Genomic DNA, 14,408 nt, shown 5'->3' on the forward strand with positions numbered 1-14,408 from the left:
GCGTTAAACGCCGGGCAATGGTTCAAGATGCAGCATGATGTCATCGCCAAGCCGGGCCAATGATTCATTGCTGGCGGTATCCAACCGATAGCGGTGCGCCTCGCTGAGGGTCGATGTGGGCAGATTCACCGATGAACTGCCGGCGCCAATGAGCAATGGCGCCTGGTAGCAGTAGAGTTCATCGGCCAGATCGGCTTCGATGAATGCGGAGGCGACCGTGGCGCCGCCTTCGATGAGCAGATGGCCCAATCCCAGCTCGTTGGCGCGATCGATAACCGCGTGCACGTCGTGGGTGGCGATCTGCTCCCAGTCTTCGCCTTCGGCCAGCGCCAGATTCCCGGGTAATTCACGCTGTCCCATGACGAGCCGGTACGGCTGCTTGCTGTGCAGCTGGCCATCCCGGGTTCGGGCGCTGAGCCGGGGATTGTCGATCACCGCAGTATTGGTGCCAATCAGGATCCCGTCCACTCGGGCGCGCAATCCATGGGCGTGGTCGCGGGATTCCGCGGAGGTGATCCACTGGCTGGTGCCATCCGGCGCGTTGATGCGGGCATCCAGGGACTGAGCCAGCTTCACCGTGATGAAGGGGCGAGCTTGCTCCTTGGACAGGAACCACCGATGGTTCAACTCGCGAGCGGCTGCATCGTCTGCAAACTGGGTGGTGGGGATTCCGCGGCCGCGCAGGTATTCGGCTCCCCCGCTGGCAGCCGTATTGTCGCTGACCGCGTAGTAAACCGAGCCGATTCCGGCGTTGGCGATCGCCGCTGCGCAAGGACCGGTGCGGCCGGTATGGTTGCACGGTTCCAGGGTGACGATCATGGTCAGCTTTTCTGCTGCTGCCGGATCGATTTTCCCCAGCCGGCGCAGGGCGTCGACCTCCGCGTGCGGATGGCCGGCACCCAGGTGGTAGCCGGTGGCGATGAGGTTGCCCTCGCCGTCCAGGATGCTGGCGCCGACCAGCGGATTCGCTCCGCGATGTCCGCGGCCCGCGGTCTGCAGCGCGGTGCTCAGCGCGGAATCCAGTTGCTGGGTTGTTACCATCGTTCGTCCACCCCTTTATCGCTGCTGCGAGATGGTCGGGTCGGGCAGGTCGGTTTCAATCCGGGGTTTGGCGCCGCGTTTGGACTTGGCCCAGACGAAGAACCCGATCAGCGTGAAGGCACCGTAGAACAGGTACATGAAGGCGCTGGCGTAATAGCCGGCGGAGAAGAGCAGCGGGACGCCTACCGCATCAACGGCGACCCAGACGAGCCAGAATTCGACCCAGCCCTTGGCCATGCCGTAGGTGGCGAGCATCGAGCCGACGAAGGTCCACGCGTCGGCCCAGACCGGCTCGTAGGATCCGAGCAGGCGGAATAGCGGGGTCAGCGCAATGGTGCCGAGCACCAGGATAGCGACAAGGGCCAGCCGGGCTTTGTTCGAGGCCCACTGCGGGGTGACAGCATGCCCGGTGCCGTTTCTCGCCTGCTTCCAGCGATACCAGCCGAAGACCGAAACGGCGATGAACAAGATCTGGCGGCCAGCTTGGCCCCAGAGGTTCGCGGTGTAGCCGGTATCGAAGAGGCTGCCGAGGAAGACCGTCAGCAGCAGGAGGTTGCCGATGATGCCTACCGGCCAGGCCCAGACTTTACGGCGCATGCCGCCGACGGCACTGGCAAGGCCGAAGATGTTGCCGACGACTTCGCGCACTAGCAGTGCCGAGGAGCCGATCGCAATTTGTGAGTTGAAAGCTTCAATGAGCCACCGCAGGAAATCCATCTTTCCACCCTTCTCGAAGCGGCGGCTCCGGGGGTGTGCATTTGATGGGCCTGCGGCTCCGCCTGGGAAGATCGCCCGGTGAGGGGCCATCGGCAGAAACATAGGCAAATCAAATTCGTGCTTCTCCCATCCAGACTTTAACTGTCGGTACCGGAATTCCACCGGCTCAACCGCAGCCTCGGCTTGTGGCCTGGGCAGCGGGTCGCGGACTATCACCGCCGGTTCGGACTTTCACCGACCCCGGAGCACGTATTCGTGTTTACAACAAATCATTCTGGCACACCTTGGCCGGCTTCAGTGACCGCCCAGTGCAAGATTGCGTAATACATCCACCTCGGCCGATGGATCAGGAGCCGAATATACCGCGGATCCGGCCACGAACACGTCGGCTCCGGCTTCAGCTGCCCGCAGAATCGTGTCACGCGAAATGCCGCCGTCAACCTGCAGCGCAATGGGCTTGCCGCTGCCTTCGATCGCTGCGCGGGCCCGCTGGATCTTCGGCAACACCAGATCCAGGAACTTCTGTCCGCCGAAGCCCGGCTCGACGGTCATCAGCAGCACCATGTCCAGTTCGCCGAGCATATCCAGGTAGGGCTCGATCGGGGTGGCCGGGCGCAAGGCCATGGCGGCCTTGGACCCGGCGGAGCGCAATTCACGCGCCAGGCGAATCGGCGCCGCGGAAGCCTCTGCGTGGAAGGTCACCGAGTCCACGCCAAGCTGGGCGTACTGCGGGGCCCAGCGATCGGCATTCTCGATCATCAGGTGCACGTCGATCGGCAGCTTGCTGACCTTCTGCAGGGCATCCACCACGGGCAGGCCGAGCGTCAGGTTCGGGACAAAATGGTTGTCCATGACGTCCACATGCACGGCATCGGCGGTGTGAATCCGCTCCAGCTCGCTGGCCAGGTTCGCGAAGTCGGCGGACAGGATCGAAGGATTGATCCGCGCATTGCGCATAGGTGCTCCTTGGGATATTTGTGCTTGGCTAGGCCTTTTTGGTCAGAATCGCCATGAACATGGCATCGGTGCCGTGGATGTGCGGCCACAGCTGCACGGTGCTTCCCTCGCCCAGGGCGTGCCCGGCGGCTGGGGTCTGCGGGTACACCACGTCGGCAACGGCTGCCCCGGTATCCAGCAGCGCCGCGTTCTCGTGGCGCTTGAGGAAGTCCTCGACCACCAGGCGGGTTTCGGCCTGATGCGGCGAGCAGGTGACAAATCCAATGACCCCGCCCACGCGCACCGAATTGAAGGCTGCATCCAGCAGTTCGCCCTGCAGGGCGGTCAATTCCGGAATATCCCGTGGGGCCTTGCGCCAGCGCGACTCGGGACGGCGGCGCAGCGCGCCGAGGCCGGAGCAGGGCGCGTCGACCATGATGCGGTCGTAGTCCCCCGCATAGTCTGCCCCGCCGAAGTCGCGGCCGTCCTGCTCGGTCACCATCCAGTACTCATGCGGGACCGCATCCAGGGAATTGGCAACGAGGCGTGCGCGGTGGGCGGTCGGCTCGTTGGCGGTCAGCCGGGCGTCGCGTTGCACCGCGATGGCGCCGAGCAATGCCGCCTTGCCTCCGGGGCCGGCGCACAGGTCCAGCCAGTAGCGGTCTTCGCCGTCGTCGGGCAAGGCAACGCTGGCTAAGGCGCGGGCCATGACCTGGCTGCCGGCGTCCTGGACGCGCACGGTGCCCTCTTTGACGCCGGGCACACGCGCAACATCCCCGTGCTTGTAAGTCGCCGAATCAGCCAGCAGACTCCCCGGTTCTGCCCCTGCTTCCAGGGCACCGGACAGATCGCCCAGTCCCGGAAGGGCGACCAGGTTCACCAGTGGAGCGAGGTTGTCGGCCTCAAGCAGGGCCTCGATTTCCGCCGCGTCGCGGCCATGGGCGATCAATGCACCGCGCAGCGCGCGAACGATCCAGTCCGGGTGCGAGTGCTCGATGGACAGGCGCTCGGATTCGGAGCTGGCGGCTCCCGCCAGTTGCTGGGTCCAGTCCTGCGCTTCCTGGGCCGCAACACGGCGCAGCACCGCGTTGATCAGCCCCGATGGGCCGGCTCCGATCTGCGCGCGGGCCAAAGAAACCGTTTCGTCCAACGCCGCATGCTTGGGTACACGCATGGCCAGCAACTGGTGGGCGCCCAAACGCAAGGCATCCAAGATGGCCGGGTCGAGTTCGGCCAGCGGACGGTCCACCAAGGTTCCCAGGATCGCGTCATAGAACCCCTGTCCACGCAGTGCCCCGTAGGCCAATTCAGTGGCGAATCCGGCGTCGCGCCGATCAAGCTGGTACTCGCGGATCGTCTTTGGCAGTACGAGGTTGGCGTAGGCGTCGGAGCCGGAGACTTCTCGCAAGACCTTGAAGGCTACGAGTCGGGCTGGGTCGGCGTGGCGTTTACGCTGCCCCGGGGCCGACTGCGAGTATTGGCGAGGACCGGATTGGCCGCGATTGCGAGTCCGGCCCTGCGCGTTGCGTCGCGGTTCATTGCCGCGGTATCCGCCGCGTGGTTCCTGCCCGCTCATGCGAAGCTCACTTTCGTTCCCTGGGTGAGCACGCCACGTGCCCAGTCGGAGGCCTTCATCATCTTTTTGCCCGGAGGCTGGATTTCTGTGGGTTCTAGGGCCCATGTCGCGGACCCGATGAACACCTTGGGCTGCTTGCCCGGTTCAATGCGCACTTCGCCAGGGGCCAGATCGGTGATCTCGCGGTGCTCGCGCAGCGGCCCGAACTTGAAGCGCTGGTTCTCCACCTTGACCCAGGCGCCCGGGAAGGGGGTGGTTCCGTGGGCGCGGCGTCTGATTTCCGTGGCCGGGCGGCCGAAGTCCAGTTCCGCGTCGGCGTCGGTGATCTTCGGGGCATAGGTGTGCGAACCGGATTGCGCAACGGCAACGGCCTGACCCGATTCCAGGGCCTGCAATGTTTGGACCAGCAATGTGGAACCAGAGTGGCTCAATCGCTCCAACATGATTCCGGCGGTGTCCAGTTCATCGATTCGCTCGGTGACCTGGCCGAAAACTGGACCGGTATCCAGTCCTGTTTCCAGCTGGAAGGTCACCGCTCCGGTGATGTCATCGCCATGGATGATCGAGTGCTGGACCGGCGCGGCGCCGCGCCAGTTCGGCAGCAACGAGAAATGCAGGTTGATCCAGCCGTGGGTGGGGACCTGCAATGCTGCCCGGGGCACCAATCCGCCGTAAGCGACAATGGCCGCTGCATCGACGTTTAGTGCTTGAAGTTCGGCGGTCGTATCTTCGGTGATCTTGGCGGCCTTGATAATGGGCAAACCGAGTTCTTCGGCTCGGGCGGCCACCGGGGAAGGCGTGAGAACGCGTTTGCGCCCCAGTGGCGCGTCCGGGCGAGTCAAGACCGCGGCGATTTCGAATCCGGCCTCGTGAAGGTAGTCCAATGAGGTGACTGCTACTTGGGGCGTGCCGGCAAAGAGGATCCTCATGTCTTAGTTCCCCAATCCTGCGCCGAAGCTGGAGCCGAGCGCGCCTGAGCGTTGTTGCACCGTGGCATTGGCGGTTTGCGAGTAATTGGCCGAACGCAGCGTGCGCCACGCCGCTTTCTTCTCCTCCGGCGCGAGCCGATCAAGGAAGAGTATTCCGTCCAGGTGGTCGGTTTCGTGCTGGAAGCAGCGTGCCAGCATGTCGGCGCCTTCCAATTCAACGGGGTTGCCGAATTTATCGAAGCCCTTGGCCTTGACGTAGCGGCGTCGCGGTACCGGCGCGGCGACACCTGGGATGGAAAGGCAGCCTTCAATCTGGTCGTCCTGGAAATCGTCGCTCAGTTCTAGCACCGGGTTGACGATATGGCCGCGTTCGCTACCGATTTGATAGGTGAACACACGCAGTGAAACGCCCACCTGCGGTGCGGCGAGGCCAGCGCCATGAACGTCTTCCATGGTCTGATCCATGTCTTCGACGAGCTTCTGGAGCTCCGGGCCAAAGTCGGTCACCTCCTGCGCTGGGGTGCGTAGAACGGGGTCTCCGATGATCCGAATTCCCAAAATCGCCATAATCCGCTGGTACCTTCTTTGCCGTTGACTGATGGTATGAGCTCTTGCTGCGCTGAAAGCTAACCGTTCCAGTCTACGCGGTCGGCGCTGGGCTTCATTGAGCTGGCGGCGTGATTTCAGCCAGCGTTGCCCGCGCTCGGGAGATCTTGTGGGTGGCTTCCCAATTGCGGCGTAAGGCGAAGAACTTTGCCCAGTAGTCCGGCATTGCAGATTCGGGGGCCATGAAGGTTCGAGTTCCGGTCTCCCCTAGCGCAACTGCCAGCAGCACGGTGTCTGTTCCGTAGTCCCATGGCTTCCATACGCCAGCTTCGGCATCGACTACCTGTTCTTCAGCTTTGCACGCCGCGGCGAGTTGCATGATGACCTTGTCATCGGGGCGTTTGACGATGCCATCGCGGTCAGAGGTTTTCGTCTTGTAATCCACGATGCACACCCGCCCGCCGATCTTGGCTACTAGATCAATGGTTCCTGCGTAGCCAACCGTGTCATTCCAAACCGTAACTTCCGCGGCGAGAGGTTCAACTTTGTAGTCCGCCCACCAGGATTCGAAGTGCTGAGCGTAGGCCAGCTCGTTATTAGCTTCTAACTGTGCCTTGGCGCCGGCAAGATCGTGTTCTTGCCCTAGTGCTTGAAGCGCCCACGCTTCTGCATAGTTGTGGACGCGGTCCCCGCGAGCTGCCGCTTGGTCGCGATAGATGTCAGCAGCGTTTGCCGCGTCCCTGACCAATGAACGCAGTTGCCGCCTGTCTGCCAGGGCCTGCGCAAGCCGCTGGTCCTCCGACAACGACTTAGCCGCCATGTAGCCGGCCCAGCCAGAAAGATCCATATTGTCCATGCCGATGACTGTGGTGATGGATGGGACAATTGCTTCTCCCCCGACCGCCCTGCTGTACATGCGGCCTGAACCGGTCTGAGTGGCTAATTTTGGAGACGTCATGCACACGATCATGACATGCGGCTACCCCGCTTCGCTCCTAGTCGCGATGGAAATATGAATTTTCCGCGTACTTCCGGGGTTTTTGGGCGCTGTGAACCAGATCTCAGCGTTTCGATTTGGACGGATGCGAAATCTCGTATAGAGTTTTTACTCGTTGGAACGAACGGAAACGTTCAGAAAACAGCACATTTTGCGGACATAGCTCAGCTGGTAGAGCGCAACCTTGCCAAGGTTGAGGTCGCGAGTTCGAACCTCGTTGTCCGCTCGCAAAAAGATTCACCGACTAGGTAAAACTAGTCACTCTGGCTTCGGCCAGTATGGTGGGGTGGCCGAGAGGCGAGGCAGCGGCCTGCAAAGCCGTATACGCGGGTTCGAATCCCGTCCCCACCTCGCAATGAAGATTGCAGATCTTTTTAGCGCGATTGGCGCAGCGGTAGCGCGCTTCCCTGACACGGAAGAGGTCACTGGTTCGATCCCAGTATCGCGCACGGACTTATGGTTCACCAGACCATGAATCTGTAATTAAGTGAATAGTATGCGGTCATAGCTCAGCTGGTAGAGCGCAACCTTGCCAAGGTTGAGGTCGCGAGTTCGAACCTCGTTGACCGCTCTGAGAATTCAGATTCCATTTGAATTCTGTCGGGATTCCATAGTGAATCTTCGGCGCGATTGGCGCAGCGGTAGCGCGCTTCCCTGACACGGAAGAGGTCACTGGTTCGATCCCAGTATCGCGCACTGGATATCCTCGTGGTATTCATGCGGTCATAGCTCAGCTGGTAGAGCGCAACCTTGCCAAGGTTGAGGTCGCGAGTTCGAACCTCGTTGACCGCTCCAAATAATAGAATATAGTTTTGCGGTCATAGCTCAGCTGGTAGAGCGCAACCTTGCCAAGGTTGAGGTCGCGAGTTCGAACCTCGTTGACCGCTCCACATAAAGAATGGGAATCACTCCTAGTGGTTCCCATTTTTGCTTTAATTCCCACCGTTCGACACGCCCGAGTTTTCCACTGCTCTTCCCTGATCACATTTTTAGTTTTAGGGTGGGGAACAGTTGTGGAGCTAAAGGGGTTCCCACAAACGAATGGAGGTGCATCATGGTAGGTTTTGATGATCTACGTGGCAAAGCAGAGGAATTCGCAAAAGAGAACCCAGACCAGGTCTCCCAGGGCATCGATCAGGTCGGCGATTTTATCGACGACAAGACCGGTGGCAAGTTCGCAGAGCAGGTCGACGGTGCCCAGCAGGGCGCTAACGACTACGTCGACGGACTTGGCGGAGGCGCTGAGGGTGGCGAAGGCGAGAACAACGAAGGCTAATCCCTTCGGATAACTCCCCTCGGCTTGCCCGAGCATCCAGAAAAGGCACCGACTGCGGTCGGTGCCTTTTCAGTTTAACTTCACAAACTGATGTGATTATCCCCTAGCCGGAGCGAACCTGTAGAAATGACTTATGGTTCAACGCGCCTCGAGTGAAAATAGTTTAAGCCAAGCCTTAATTGCTGGATTGATCACCACAATGGTTGGCTTCGTCGCCTCCTTCGCAGTTGTACTCGCTGGGTTATTTCAAGTCGGCGCTTCACCTTCTCAAGCGGCCTCGGGCCTGCTGACCCTCTCGGTGCTCGTGGGCGTGTGCACGATCGCTCTGTCCTTGCGGCACCGAATGCCGATCAGCATCGCCTGGTCCACCCCCGGTGCCGCGATGCTTGCCTCCTTGGCGCCGGGGGCATTCACGTTCTCAGAAGCGGTTGGCGCATTCATTATCAGCGGCATCCTGATCGTGCTCACCGGGCTTGTCCCTGGATTGCACAAGCTGCTAACCCGGATCCCTGTGCCCATTGCTCAGGGCATGCTCGCCGGCGTGCTGCTCCCCCTGTGCATCAAGCCGTTCACCTCGCTGGGCACAATTACCCTGCCGGCGCTAGGCATACTGCTGGTCTTCTTGATCGGATTGCGCATGCTGCCTCGGTTCGCGGTGGCTTTGAGCATGCTGGCTGCCGTGGCATTCGGGCTCTGGCATATCGGGCAGAACCAAAATTGGTCGCAATTACAGGTCGTACCGCAGCTGGAATTCGTTGTGCCTGAATTTTCATTGCAGGCGATAGCCAGCATCAGCGTGCCGCTATTCATTGTCACCATGGCCTCGCAGAATATTCCGGGCGTGGCGGTGCTCAATTCCTTCGGATACGTGCTGCCGTGGCGCCCTTCGATGGTTTTCACCGGGATCGGAACTGGTGTCGGCGCGCTATTTGGCGGGCATGCCATCAACCTTGCAGCTATCACCGCGGCCTTGGCTGCCGGAGAGCAGGCGGGAGCCGATCCGAAGCTTCGTTGGCGGGCCGGAGCCAGTTCAGGCGCCTTCTACCTGGTTTTCGGCGCGTTCAGCGCGCTGATCGTCTCGGTGGCGAATGCCTCGCCTGAAGGCCTGTTCCAAGCGGCGGCCGGACTGGCCTTGTTGGCCACGCTGGGAAGTTCCCTCACCGGGGCGATCACTAATCCCACATGGCGTTTGAGCGCTCTGGTTACACTCTTGGTGGCGGCGGGAAATCTCACGCTTTTTGGCATCGGCGGAGCGTTCTGGGCGCTGGTGGCGGGACTGCTAACGCACTTCATCGCCGAGCGGGCTGCTCGGCGATGAAGAATTGATGAGGGCCAGGCGAGGCTAGATCGCCGATTCGCCGATCTGGCCTTCTCGAGCCAGCGCAGTCAAACGCGAGACCGCGCGATAGTACTTCTTCTGGTAACCTCCGGACATCATCTCCGGTGTGAACAATTCGCTGAACGGCTTGCCCGAGGCAACGATGGGCACATCCTTGTCGTACAGTCGGTCGGCCAGAACCACGAAGCGCAAGGCGATGGCCTGATCGGTAATCGTGTCCACGTTGTGCAGCACCAACGCCTCGGTTTCTGACAAGAGCTGGCGGTAGCGCGAAGGGTGCACCTGGGAAAGGTGGGCCACGAGCTGGTCGAAGTTATCGACGGCAAGGGTCTTCTCCGGATAGCGCTGCTGCGCGAAGCCCTCGATCTGCTGATCATCCAATGGTTCAGGCGCGTCGGGCAGGCCACGGTGGCGGAAGTCCTCGCCCTCCACGCGGTGCACGTCGAACTGCTCGGAAAGCGTCTTGATCTCGCGCTGGAAGTCAACCGCGGCGAAGCGGCCTTCGCCGAGCGCGCCAGGCAAGGTATTGGAGGTCGCGGCGAGCTTCACGCCGGCATCGGAGAGCTCGCGCATCAAGCGGGACATCAGCACGGTATCCCCCGGATCGTCCAGTTCGAATTCGTCGATGCAGACCAGCGAATACTGGCTGAGGACATCCACGGTCTGGCGGAAGGACAGCGCGCCGACCAGGTTGGTGTATTCGACGAAGGTGCCGAAGGCCTTGCGTCCCGGTGCTGCATGCCACAGCGAGGCCAGCAGGTGGGTCTTGCCCACGCCGAATCCTCCATCGAGGTAGATGCCGTTCTTGATTTCCTTTTTCTTTCCAAAGAGCTTGGACAGGAGGGACCCGGCATCTTTCTTGCCGACCGTTTCGGCAAAGGCCTTGAGCTTGTTCACGGCTTCGGTCTGCGAGGGCTGGGTCGGGTCGGGCCGGTAGGTATTGAAGGAGACTTCACCAAAGCGGTAGGACGGATGGAAACCGGCCAGCAATTCTTCGATCGAAAGATTCGGCTTGGTCTCGCTCAGGTGGGTGATTGTCGCCATTGGCTGTGGGAGTCCTTCAGTTGATTGCTCAGTTGATCCGGGCTGCCATGGCAAGCCCATCGGCCAGTTTACCTTGAATAGCGTCGTTGATTGCCTAAAATGTCGTATCCCACACTGCCTTCCCCGCCGTTCGGGACTAGGCTAGAAGTAGAGCCCGCGCCACCTGCTTCTAGCGTGGCCACGTACCGAGAACCGCAAGGATCGTGATCATCAATGCCATTGCCCGTTGAGTCCAACGACAAGTACGCCTCTTACGCCCACCCTGAACGCCTGGTCTCAACCCAATGGGTGGCCGATCATCTGGGCGAGGAAAACCTCGTCGTGCTGGAATCAGATGAAGATATCCTGCTCTATTCCACAGGCCATATCCCTGGCGCGCTGAAGATCGACTGGCATACCGAATTGAACGACGAGGTCACCCGCGACTACGTCGATGGTGAAGGATTCGCCGCATTGATGTCCGCCAAGGGCATCACGCGAGAGAGCACCGTGGTGATCTACGGCGACAAGTCCAACTGGTGGGCAGCTTACGCATTGTGGGTCTTCACGCTCTTCGGCCACGAAGATGTGCGCTTGATGGATGGCGGGCGCGACAAGTGGATCGCCGAAGGCCGCGAGCTGAGCACGCAGAGGCCTGAAGCCGCCAGCACCGAATACCCGGTCATCGAGCGTGCCGACTCCGAGATCCGCGCCTTCCTGCCCGAGGTCCTGGCGCACCTGGGCAACCCGCTGATCGACGTCCGCTCGCCTGAAGAGTACACCGGTGAGCGCACCCACATGCCGAACTACCCGGAAGAGGGCGCACTGCGCGGTGGCCATATTCCGAGCGCGGCCTCGGTGCCATGGGCCAAGGCCGCGGCCGACGACGGCACGTTCCGCTCGCGCGAAGAGCTGGAGGAAATCTACCTGGACGGCGCCGGCTTGAAGCCAGGCGATGATGTGGTGGCCTACTGCCGGATCGGCGAACGCTCCAGCCACACGTGGTTCGTGCTCAAGCACCTCTTGGGCTTCAAGAATGTCCGCAACTATGACGGCTCATGGACTGAATGGGGCAACGCTGTAGGCGTGCCGATCGTCCGCGGCGAAGCCAAGGGCGAGGTACCTGCCAAGCGTGGAGCGCGCGCATGAGCCAGCTGCCCGAGGAGCTCAAGGAAATCGTCGAAGAGTTCACCGAGGTGCCCGAAGCGGACCGCCTGGAATTGCTGCTGGAATATTCACGCGAACTTCCGGAACTGCCGCCGCGCCTAGCGGACCACCCGGAGCTGTTCGAGCAAGTGGTGGAGTGCCAGTCGCCATTGTTCCTGGTGGTGGAAGTCGCCGAAGATGCGGATCGTACGGTTAATCTGTTCTTCTCCGCCCCGCCTGAGGCGCCAACCACTCGTGGTTTCGCCTCCGTGCTGGCCGCGGGACTGGATGGTATTGATGCGCAGTCCGTATTGGATGTGCCCGATGACATGCCGCAGCAGCTGGGGCTGACCCGTGCGCTCTCGCCGTTGCGCATGCGCGGCATGACCGCGATGCTCGGCCGGATTAAGCGCCAGGTCTCCGAACAGCTGGCTGCCTAGCCCCCTGGCGCCGAGAGCACCTCGCCTGAAGCAAAGGAATTTTCAGTAGTGGGCAAGAAAAAGCAGGCTGCCTCCACGCCAGCCACCGCGGCCTTGGACGCTGCCGGCATCAGCTACGTCGCGCACAGTTATACGCACAGCGATTCGGCCGAGAGCTATGGCGCCGAGGCAGCGCAGCAATTAGGAGTCAGCGGCGATCGGGTGTTCAAGACGCTGATGGTTTCCACCGGGTCCACGGCGGCCGAGGACTTGGCCGTGGCGGTGGTGCCGGTAGCAGCGATGCTGGACTTGAAGGCCATCGGCACGGCGCTGGGCAAGAAGAAGGTGCAGATGGCCGACAAGGCCGCGGCACAGCGCCGCAGTGGCTACGTGCTCGGTGGCATCTCGCCCTTCGGGCAGCGCCAGCACTCGCGAACCGTGATCGATAGCAGCGCCCAGCAATTCGAGACGGTATTCATTTCCGGTGGCCGTCGAGGCTTCAGCCTGGAGATCGCCCCGCAGGACGCCGCACAAGCCGCCGAAGCCCTCTGGGCCGCCATCACCAGCTAATCGCGCCGGACTGCCCGAAAAACCCTGCCTCGCTGCGGAGACTTATCACCGCAGCGAGGCAGGGTCATTTATGCCTTAGGAAACTTCTGCCGTGGCAGAGATGCGCTTGCCCAGGAAGTTGGTAATGGCTTGGGCGAAGCCTTGGGGATCAACGTTCGGCTCGCGCGTGTGCCCGGCCTTGGTGAAGGTCCGCAAGGTCACAAGATCCGGACGCAAAGCAGCCAGCTTGAGGCTGGGCCCGTTGGGCACGAACTCGTCGTCGCGCGAATGCATGATCAGCATGGGATGGGTCAGCTCGCTGGCACGGTCAACCCAATTCAATCTGCGCAGGTTGACCGGGGCGGCTTGGCCGGTGACCCAGCGTCCAGCCTTATTGGACAACAGCCACTGGGCGAAGCGTCCGACCGACTGCGGGATCTTATTGGCCCGGGCCTGGTGCGAGAGCACATCGACCCAGTTGATCACCGGTCCCACGAGCATCAGCGAATCGATATGGTCGGCCAGTTCGCTGCGGTCGGCGGTCTGCAAGCTGATGGCACCGCCCATGGACCAGCCGAGCAAGATGATTTGCTTCGCGCCATGTTCCAAGGCGAAGCTGATGCCGGCTTGGACATCGAGCCATTCGGTATCCCCGAGTCCGTAGCGGCCGTCGGGCGCGTTGGGCGCCAGCCCGTCATTGCGGTAGCTCATGAGCAGCGCCGTGACTCCCATGGAGGCAAGGGCTGGCAGTGCGCGGATGGTTTCGTTGCGCCTCGCACCACGGCCGTGCACGCCAATCACCCACACATCTTCCTGGGTGGTGCCGCGCACCAGCCATGCGGGCCCGTCGCCGCCCTCCAATGGAACGACAACATCCTCGGCGGTGAAACCCAGGTCCTGGGGGTGTTCGTAGATCGCTCCGGAGAGGTAGCCTCGCCGGACCCCTTCAAGGCTGCCGCGGTAGACGTGCTCGATTCTGCGGGCGACAAGCCGTGTTTTGCCTGGCACCTCGGATGGGGCGGAGAGCCGCAGGGCGCAGGCGTCGAACTCGGTCAGGAAGATGCACGGGCCTGGCTGGTTGGTGTCTGCGTCTTTGGTGAAGTGCAACCACAGTTTGCCTTCGGCATCGGTGACGACTTCGCGAATCATGCTGTTTCCGATGCGCCGCTCTTCTGGGGTGACAACGCGTCGGGCGAAGTATCCGGCGAGCGCCGAGACGCTGGCCGCCAGCAGCGAACCGGCGCCAACCCCCAGTCCCACGCCCAGCAGGGTCGCGGGGATGGTTTTACGCGGTTGCAGGGTATCTGCGATATTCCGAGCCATGTTTTCATCTTTCCACGTTGTCGTGCGGGAATCATCTGTCGCGTCCGAACGTTTCCATGTGTATGAGCGAAGAATCATCAAACAAGACCCCGGACGTTTCGGCCCGCACCGAGGTGCAGTGGCAGGAAGTCCTCTCCCCTGAAGAGTTCCATGTGCTGCGCCAGGCCGGGACCGAGCGACCGTTTACCGGCGAGTTCTGGGATACCACGACCGAAGGCGTCTATTCCTGCCGCGCGTGCGGAGCCGAGCTATTTGCCAGCACGACCAAATTCGATGCGGGCTGTGGCTGGCCATCGTTTTATGCCCCATTGGCCGAGGACCGCGTTCGGTATATCACCGATGAGTCCCTGGGCATGAAGCGCGTGGAAGTCCGGTGCGCTGCGTGCGATTCGCATATGGGTCATGTTTTTGAAGGCGAGGGCTTCAATACGCCGACCGATCTGCGCTATTGCATGAACTCGCTGAGCCTGGCCCTGCGCAGCTCCGCTGAATAATTGCTGTGGCTGCATCGCGGTTGACATCACATTTAGAACAAGAGTTACTTATTCATGAGTGACTCAGCATCAACTTTTCTATTGTTTGGGCGTAGCG

General features: G+C 61.5%; 15 protein-coding genes, 7 tRNA genes and 1 riboswitch. Of the genes, 13 read left to right on the forward strand and 9 right to left on the reverse strand.

What is annotated here, in order from left to right:
* Positions 1-3 precede the first annotated feature (3 nt).
* The 7 genes from ribD to OF385_RS09510 all read right to left on the reverse strand — a co-directional run bounded on the left by ribD (position 4) and on the right by OF385_RS09510 (position 6,703).
* Positions 4-1,041, reverse strand: coding sequence for a bifunctional diaminohydroxyphosphoribosylaminopyrimidine deaminase/5-amino-6-(5-phosphoribosylamino)uracil reductase RibD (gene ribD / locus OF385_RS09480; RefSeq protein ID WP_264275168.1), 1,038 nt, complete (start codon positions 1,039-1,041; stop codon positions 4-6).
* 15 nt (positions 1,042-1,056) lie between these two features.
* The gene (pnuC, locus tag OF385_RS09485; RefSeq protein ID WP_264275169.1) at positions 1,057-1,758 is read right to left on the reverse strand and encodes a nicotinamide riboside transporter PnuC; all 702 of its coding nucleotides are present in this window, start codon (positions 1,756-1,758) and stop codon (positions 1,057-1,059) included.
* A 114-nt stretch (positions 1,759-1,872) separates the two neighbouring features.
* Positions 1,873-2,010, reverse strand: a riboswitch (FMN riboswitch).
* A 42-nt stretch (positions 2,011-2,052) separates the two neighbouring features.
* Complete coding sequence (rpe, locus tag OF385_RS09490; protein WP_264275170.1) at positions 2,053-2,715, reverse strand: ribulose-phosphate 3-epimerase; 663 nt, start codon at positions 2,713-2,715, stop codon at positions 2,053-2,055.
* A gap of 28 nt (positions 2,716-2,743) precedes the next feature.
* Positions 2,744-4,270 (reverse strand): RsmB/NOP family class I SAM-dependent RNA methyltransferase, encoded by a 1,527-nt coding sequence (locus OF385_RS09495; protein WP_264275171.1) that lies wholly within the window; start codon positions 4,268-4,270, stop codon positions 2,744-2,746.
* Positions 4,267-5,199 (reverse strand): methionyl-tRNA formyltransferase, encoded by a 933-nt coding sequence (gene fmt, locus OF385_RS09500; protein ID WP_264275172.1) that lies wholly within the window; start codon positions 5,197-5,199, stop codon positions 4,267-4,269. Before fmt ends, OF385_RS09495 begins: the two co-directional genes overlap by 4 nt.
* A gap of 3 nt (positions 5,200-5,202) precedes the next feature.
* Positions 5,203-5,766: a peptide deformylase gene (gene def / locus OF385_RS09505; protein ID WP_264275173.1), complete on the reverse strand. Its 564-nt coding sequence runs from the start codon at positions 5,764-5,766 to the stop codon at positions 5,203-5,205.
* A 94-nt stretch (positions 5,767-5,860) separates the two neighbouring features.
* Positions 5,861-6,703 (reverse strand): PD-(D/E)XK nuclease family protein, encoded by an 843-nt coding sequence (locus OF385_RS09510; RefSeq protein WP_264275174.1) that lies wholly within the window; start codon positions 6,701-6,703, stop codon positions 5,861-5,863.
* Between the two features lie 192 nt (positions 6,704-6,895).
* Between OF385_RS09510 and OF385_RS09515 the strand changes: the two genes are divergently transcribed.
* From OF385_RS09515 to OF385_RS09555, 9 genes are all read left to right on the forward strand, one after another.
* Positions 6,896-6,968, forward strand: a tRNA-Gly gene (locus OF385_RS09515).
* Between the two features lie 54 nt (positions 6,969-7,022).
* Positions 7,023-7,093, forward strand: a tRNA-Cys gene (locus OF385_RS09520).
* Positions 7,094-7,119: 26 nt separating this feature from the next.
* Positions 7,120-7,191, forward strand: a tRNA-Val gene (locus OF385_RS09525).
* 49 nt (positions 7,192-7,240) lie between these two features.
* A tRNA-Gly gene (locus OF385_RS09530) sits at positions 7,241-7,313 on the forward strand.
* 53 nt (positions 7,314-7,366) lie between these two features.
* Positions 7,367-7,438 (forward strand) — tRNA-Val (locus OF385_RS09535).
* Between the two features lie 23 nt (positions 7,439-7,461).
* Positions 7,462-7,537, forward strand: a tRNA-Gly gene (locus tag OF385_RS09540).
* A gap of 19 nt (positions 7,538-7,556) precedes the next feature.
* Positions 7,557-7,632: transfer RNA gene (locus OF385_RS09545), tRNA-Gly, on the forward strand.
* A 164-nt stretch (positions 7,633-7,796) separates the two neighbouring features.
* A complete protein-coding gene (locus tag OF385_RS09550; RefSeq protein ID WP_264275175.1) occupies positions 7,797-8,018 on the forward strand; it encodes an antitoxin in 222 nt (73 codons plus the stop codon).
* Positions 8,019-8,205: 187 nt separating this feature from the next.
* Entirely contained in the window at positions 8,206-9,336 is a 1,131-nt protein-coding gene (locus tag OF385_RS09555) for a benzoate/H(+) symporter BenE family transporter (protein WP_264275176.1), read from the forward strand.
* Positions 9,337-9,360: 24 nt separating this feature from the next.
* Here the strand turns inward: OF385_RS09555 and zapE are convergent, their stop codons facing one another.
* Positions 9,361-10,401, reverse strand: a complete 1,041-nt coding sequence (gene zapE, locus OF385_RS09560; RefSeq protein ID WP_264275177.1) for a cell division protein ZapE — start codon at positions 10,399-10,401, stop codon at positions 9,361-9,363.
* Between the two features lie 213 nt (positions 10,402-10,614).
* Here zapE and OF385_RS09565 point away from each other — a divergent pair, with 213 nt between their 5' ends.
* Genes OF385_RS09565 through ybaK form a run of 3 tightly spaced genes read left to right on the forward strand, consistent with a single transcriptional unit; the run spans position 10,615 to position 12,515 of the window.
* Entirely contained in the window at positions 10,615-11,529 is a 915-nt protein-coding gene (locus OF385_RS09565) for a sulfurtransferase (RefSeq protein ID WP_264275178.1), read from the forward strand.
* Positions 11,526-11,966 carry a SufE family protein gene (locus tag OF385_RS09570; protein ID WP_022876475.1) on the forward strand — a complete coding sequence of 147 codons (441 nt, stop codon included), beginning with the start codon at positions 11,526-11,528 and terminating at the stop codon, positions 11,964-11,966. Before OF385_RS09565 ends, OF385_RS09570 begins: the two co-directional genes overlap by 4 nt.
* Positions 11,967-12,014: 48 nt before the next feature.
* The gene (ybaK, locus tag OF385_RS09575) at positions 12,015-12,515 is read left to right on the forward strand and encodes a Cys-tRNA(Pro) deacylase (protein WP_264275179.1); all 501 of its coding nucleotides are present in this window, start codon (positions 12,015-12,017) and stop codon (positions 12,513-12,515) included.
* A gap of 75 nt (positions 12,516-12,590) precedes the next feature.
* Here ybaK and OF385_RS09580 read toward each other — a convergent pair whose 3' ends face one another.
* Positions 12,591-13,817, reverse strand: coding sequence for an alpha/beta hydrolase family protein (locus OF385_RS09580; RefSeq protein WP_264275180.1), 1,227 nt, complete (start codon positions 13,815-13,817; stop codon positions 12,591-12,593).
* Positions 13,818-13,879: 62 nt separating this feature from the next.
* Between OF385_RS09580 and msrB the strand changes: the two genes are divergently transcribed.
* On the forward strand, positions 13,880-14,311 hold the full coding sequence (gene msrB / locus OF385_RS09585; protein ID WP_264275181.1) for a peptide-methionine (R)-S-oxide reductase MsrB: 432 nt from the start codon (positions 13,880-13,882) through the stop codon (positions 14,309-14,311).
* The last annotated feature ends 97 nt before the right edge of the window (positions 14,312-14,408 follow it).

Source organism: Glutamicibacter sp. JL.03c, from assembly GCF_025854375.1.
Classification (GTDB): Bacteria; Actinomycetota; Actinomycetes; order Actinomycetales; family Micrococcaceae; genus Glutamicibacter.

Excerpts from the sequence above, each read along its gene's own strand:
- ribD (WP_264275168.1), bottom strand. The coding sequence starts at position 1,041 with ATGGTAACAACCCAGCAACTGGATTCCGCGCTGAGCACCGCGCTGCAG.
- pnuC (WP_264275169.1), bottom strand. The coding sequence starts at position 1,758 with ATGGATTTCCTGCGGTGGCTCATTGAAGCTTTCAACTCACAAATTGCG.
- rpe (WP_264275170.1), bottom strand. The coding sequence starts at position 2,715 with ATGCGCAATGCGCGGATCAATCCTTCGATCCTGTCCGCCGACTTCGCG.
- OF385_RS09495 (WP_264275171.1), bottom strand. The coding sequence starts at position 4,270 with ATGAGCGGGCAGGAACCACGCGGCGGATACCGCGGCAATGAACCGCGA.
- fmt (WP_264275172.1), bottom strand. The coding sequence starts at position 5,199 with ATGAGGATCCTCTTTGCCGGCACGCCCCAAGTAGCAGTCACCTCATTG.
- def (WP_264275173.1), bottom strand. The coding sequence starts at position 5,766 with ATGGCGATTTTGGGAATTCGGATCATCGGAGACCCCGTTCTACGCACC.
- OF385_RS09510 (WP_264275174.1), bottom strand. The coding sequence starts at position 6,703 with ATGACGTCTCCAAAATTAGCCACTCAGACCGGTTCAGGCCGCATGTAC.
- OF385_RS09550 (WP_264275175.1), top strand. The coding sequence starts at position 7,797 with ATGGTAGGTTTTGATGATCTACGTGGCAAAGCAGAGGAATTCGCAAAA.
- zapE (WP_264275177.1), bottom strand. The coding sequence starts at position 10,401 with ATGGCGACAATCACCCACCTGAGCGAGACCAAGCCGAATCTTTCGATC.
- OF385_RS09565 (WP_264275178.1), top strand. The coding sequence starts at position 10,615 with ATGCCATTGCCCGTTGAGTCCAACGACAAGTACGCCTCTTACGCCCAC.
- OF385_RS09570 (WP_022876475.1), top strand. The coding sequence starts at position 11,526 with ATGAGCCAGCTGCCCGAGGAGCTCAAGGAAATCGTCGAAGAGTTCACC.
- OF385_RS09580 (WP_264275180.1), bottom strand. The coding sequence starts at position 13,817 with ATGGCTCGGAATATCGCAGATACCCTGCAACCGCGTAAAACCATCCCC.
- msrB (WP_264275181.1), top strand. The coding sequence starts at position 13,880 with ATGAGCGAAGAATCATCAAACAAGACCCCGGACGTTTCGGCCCGCACC.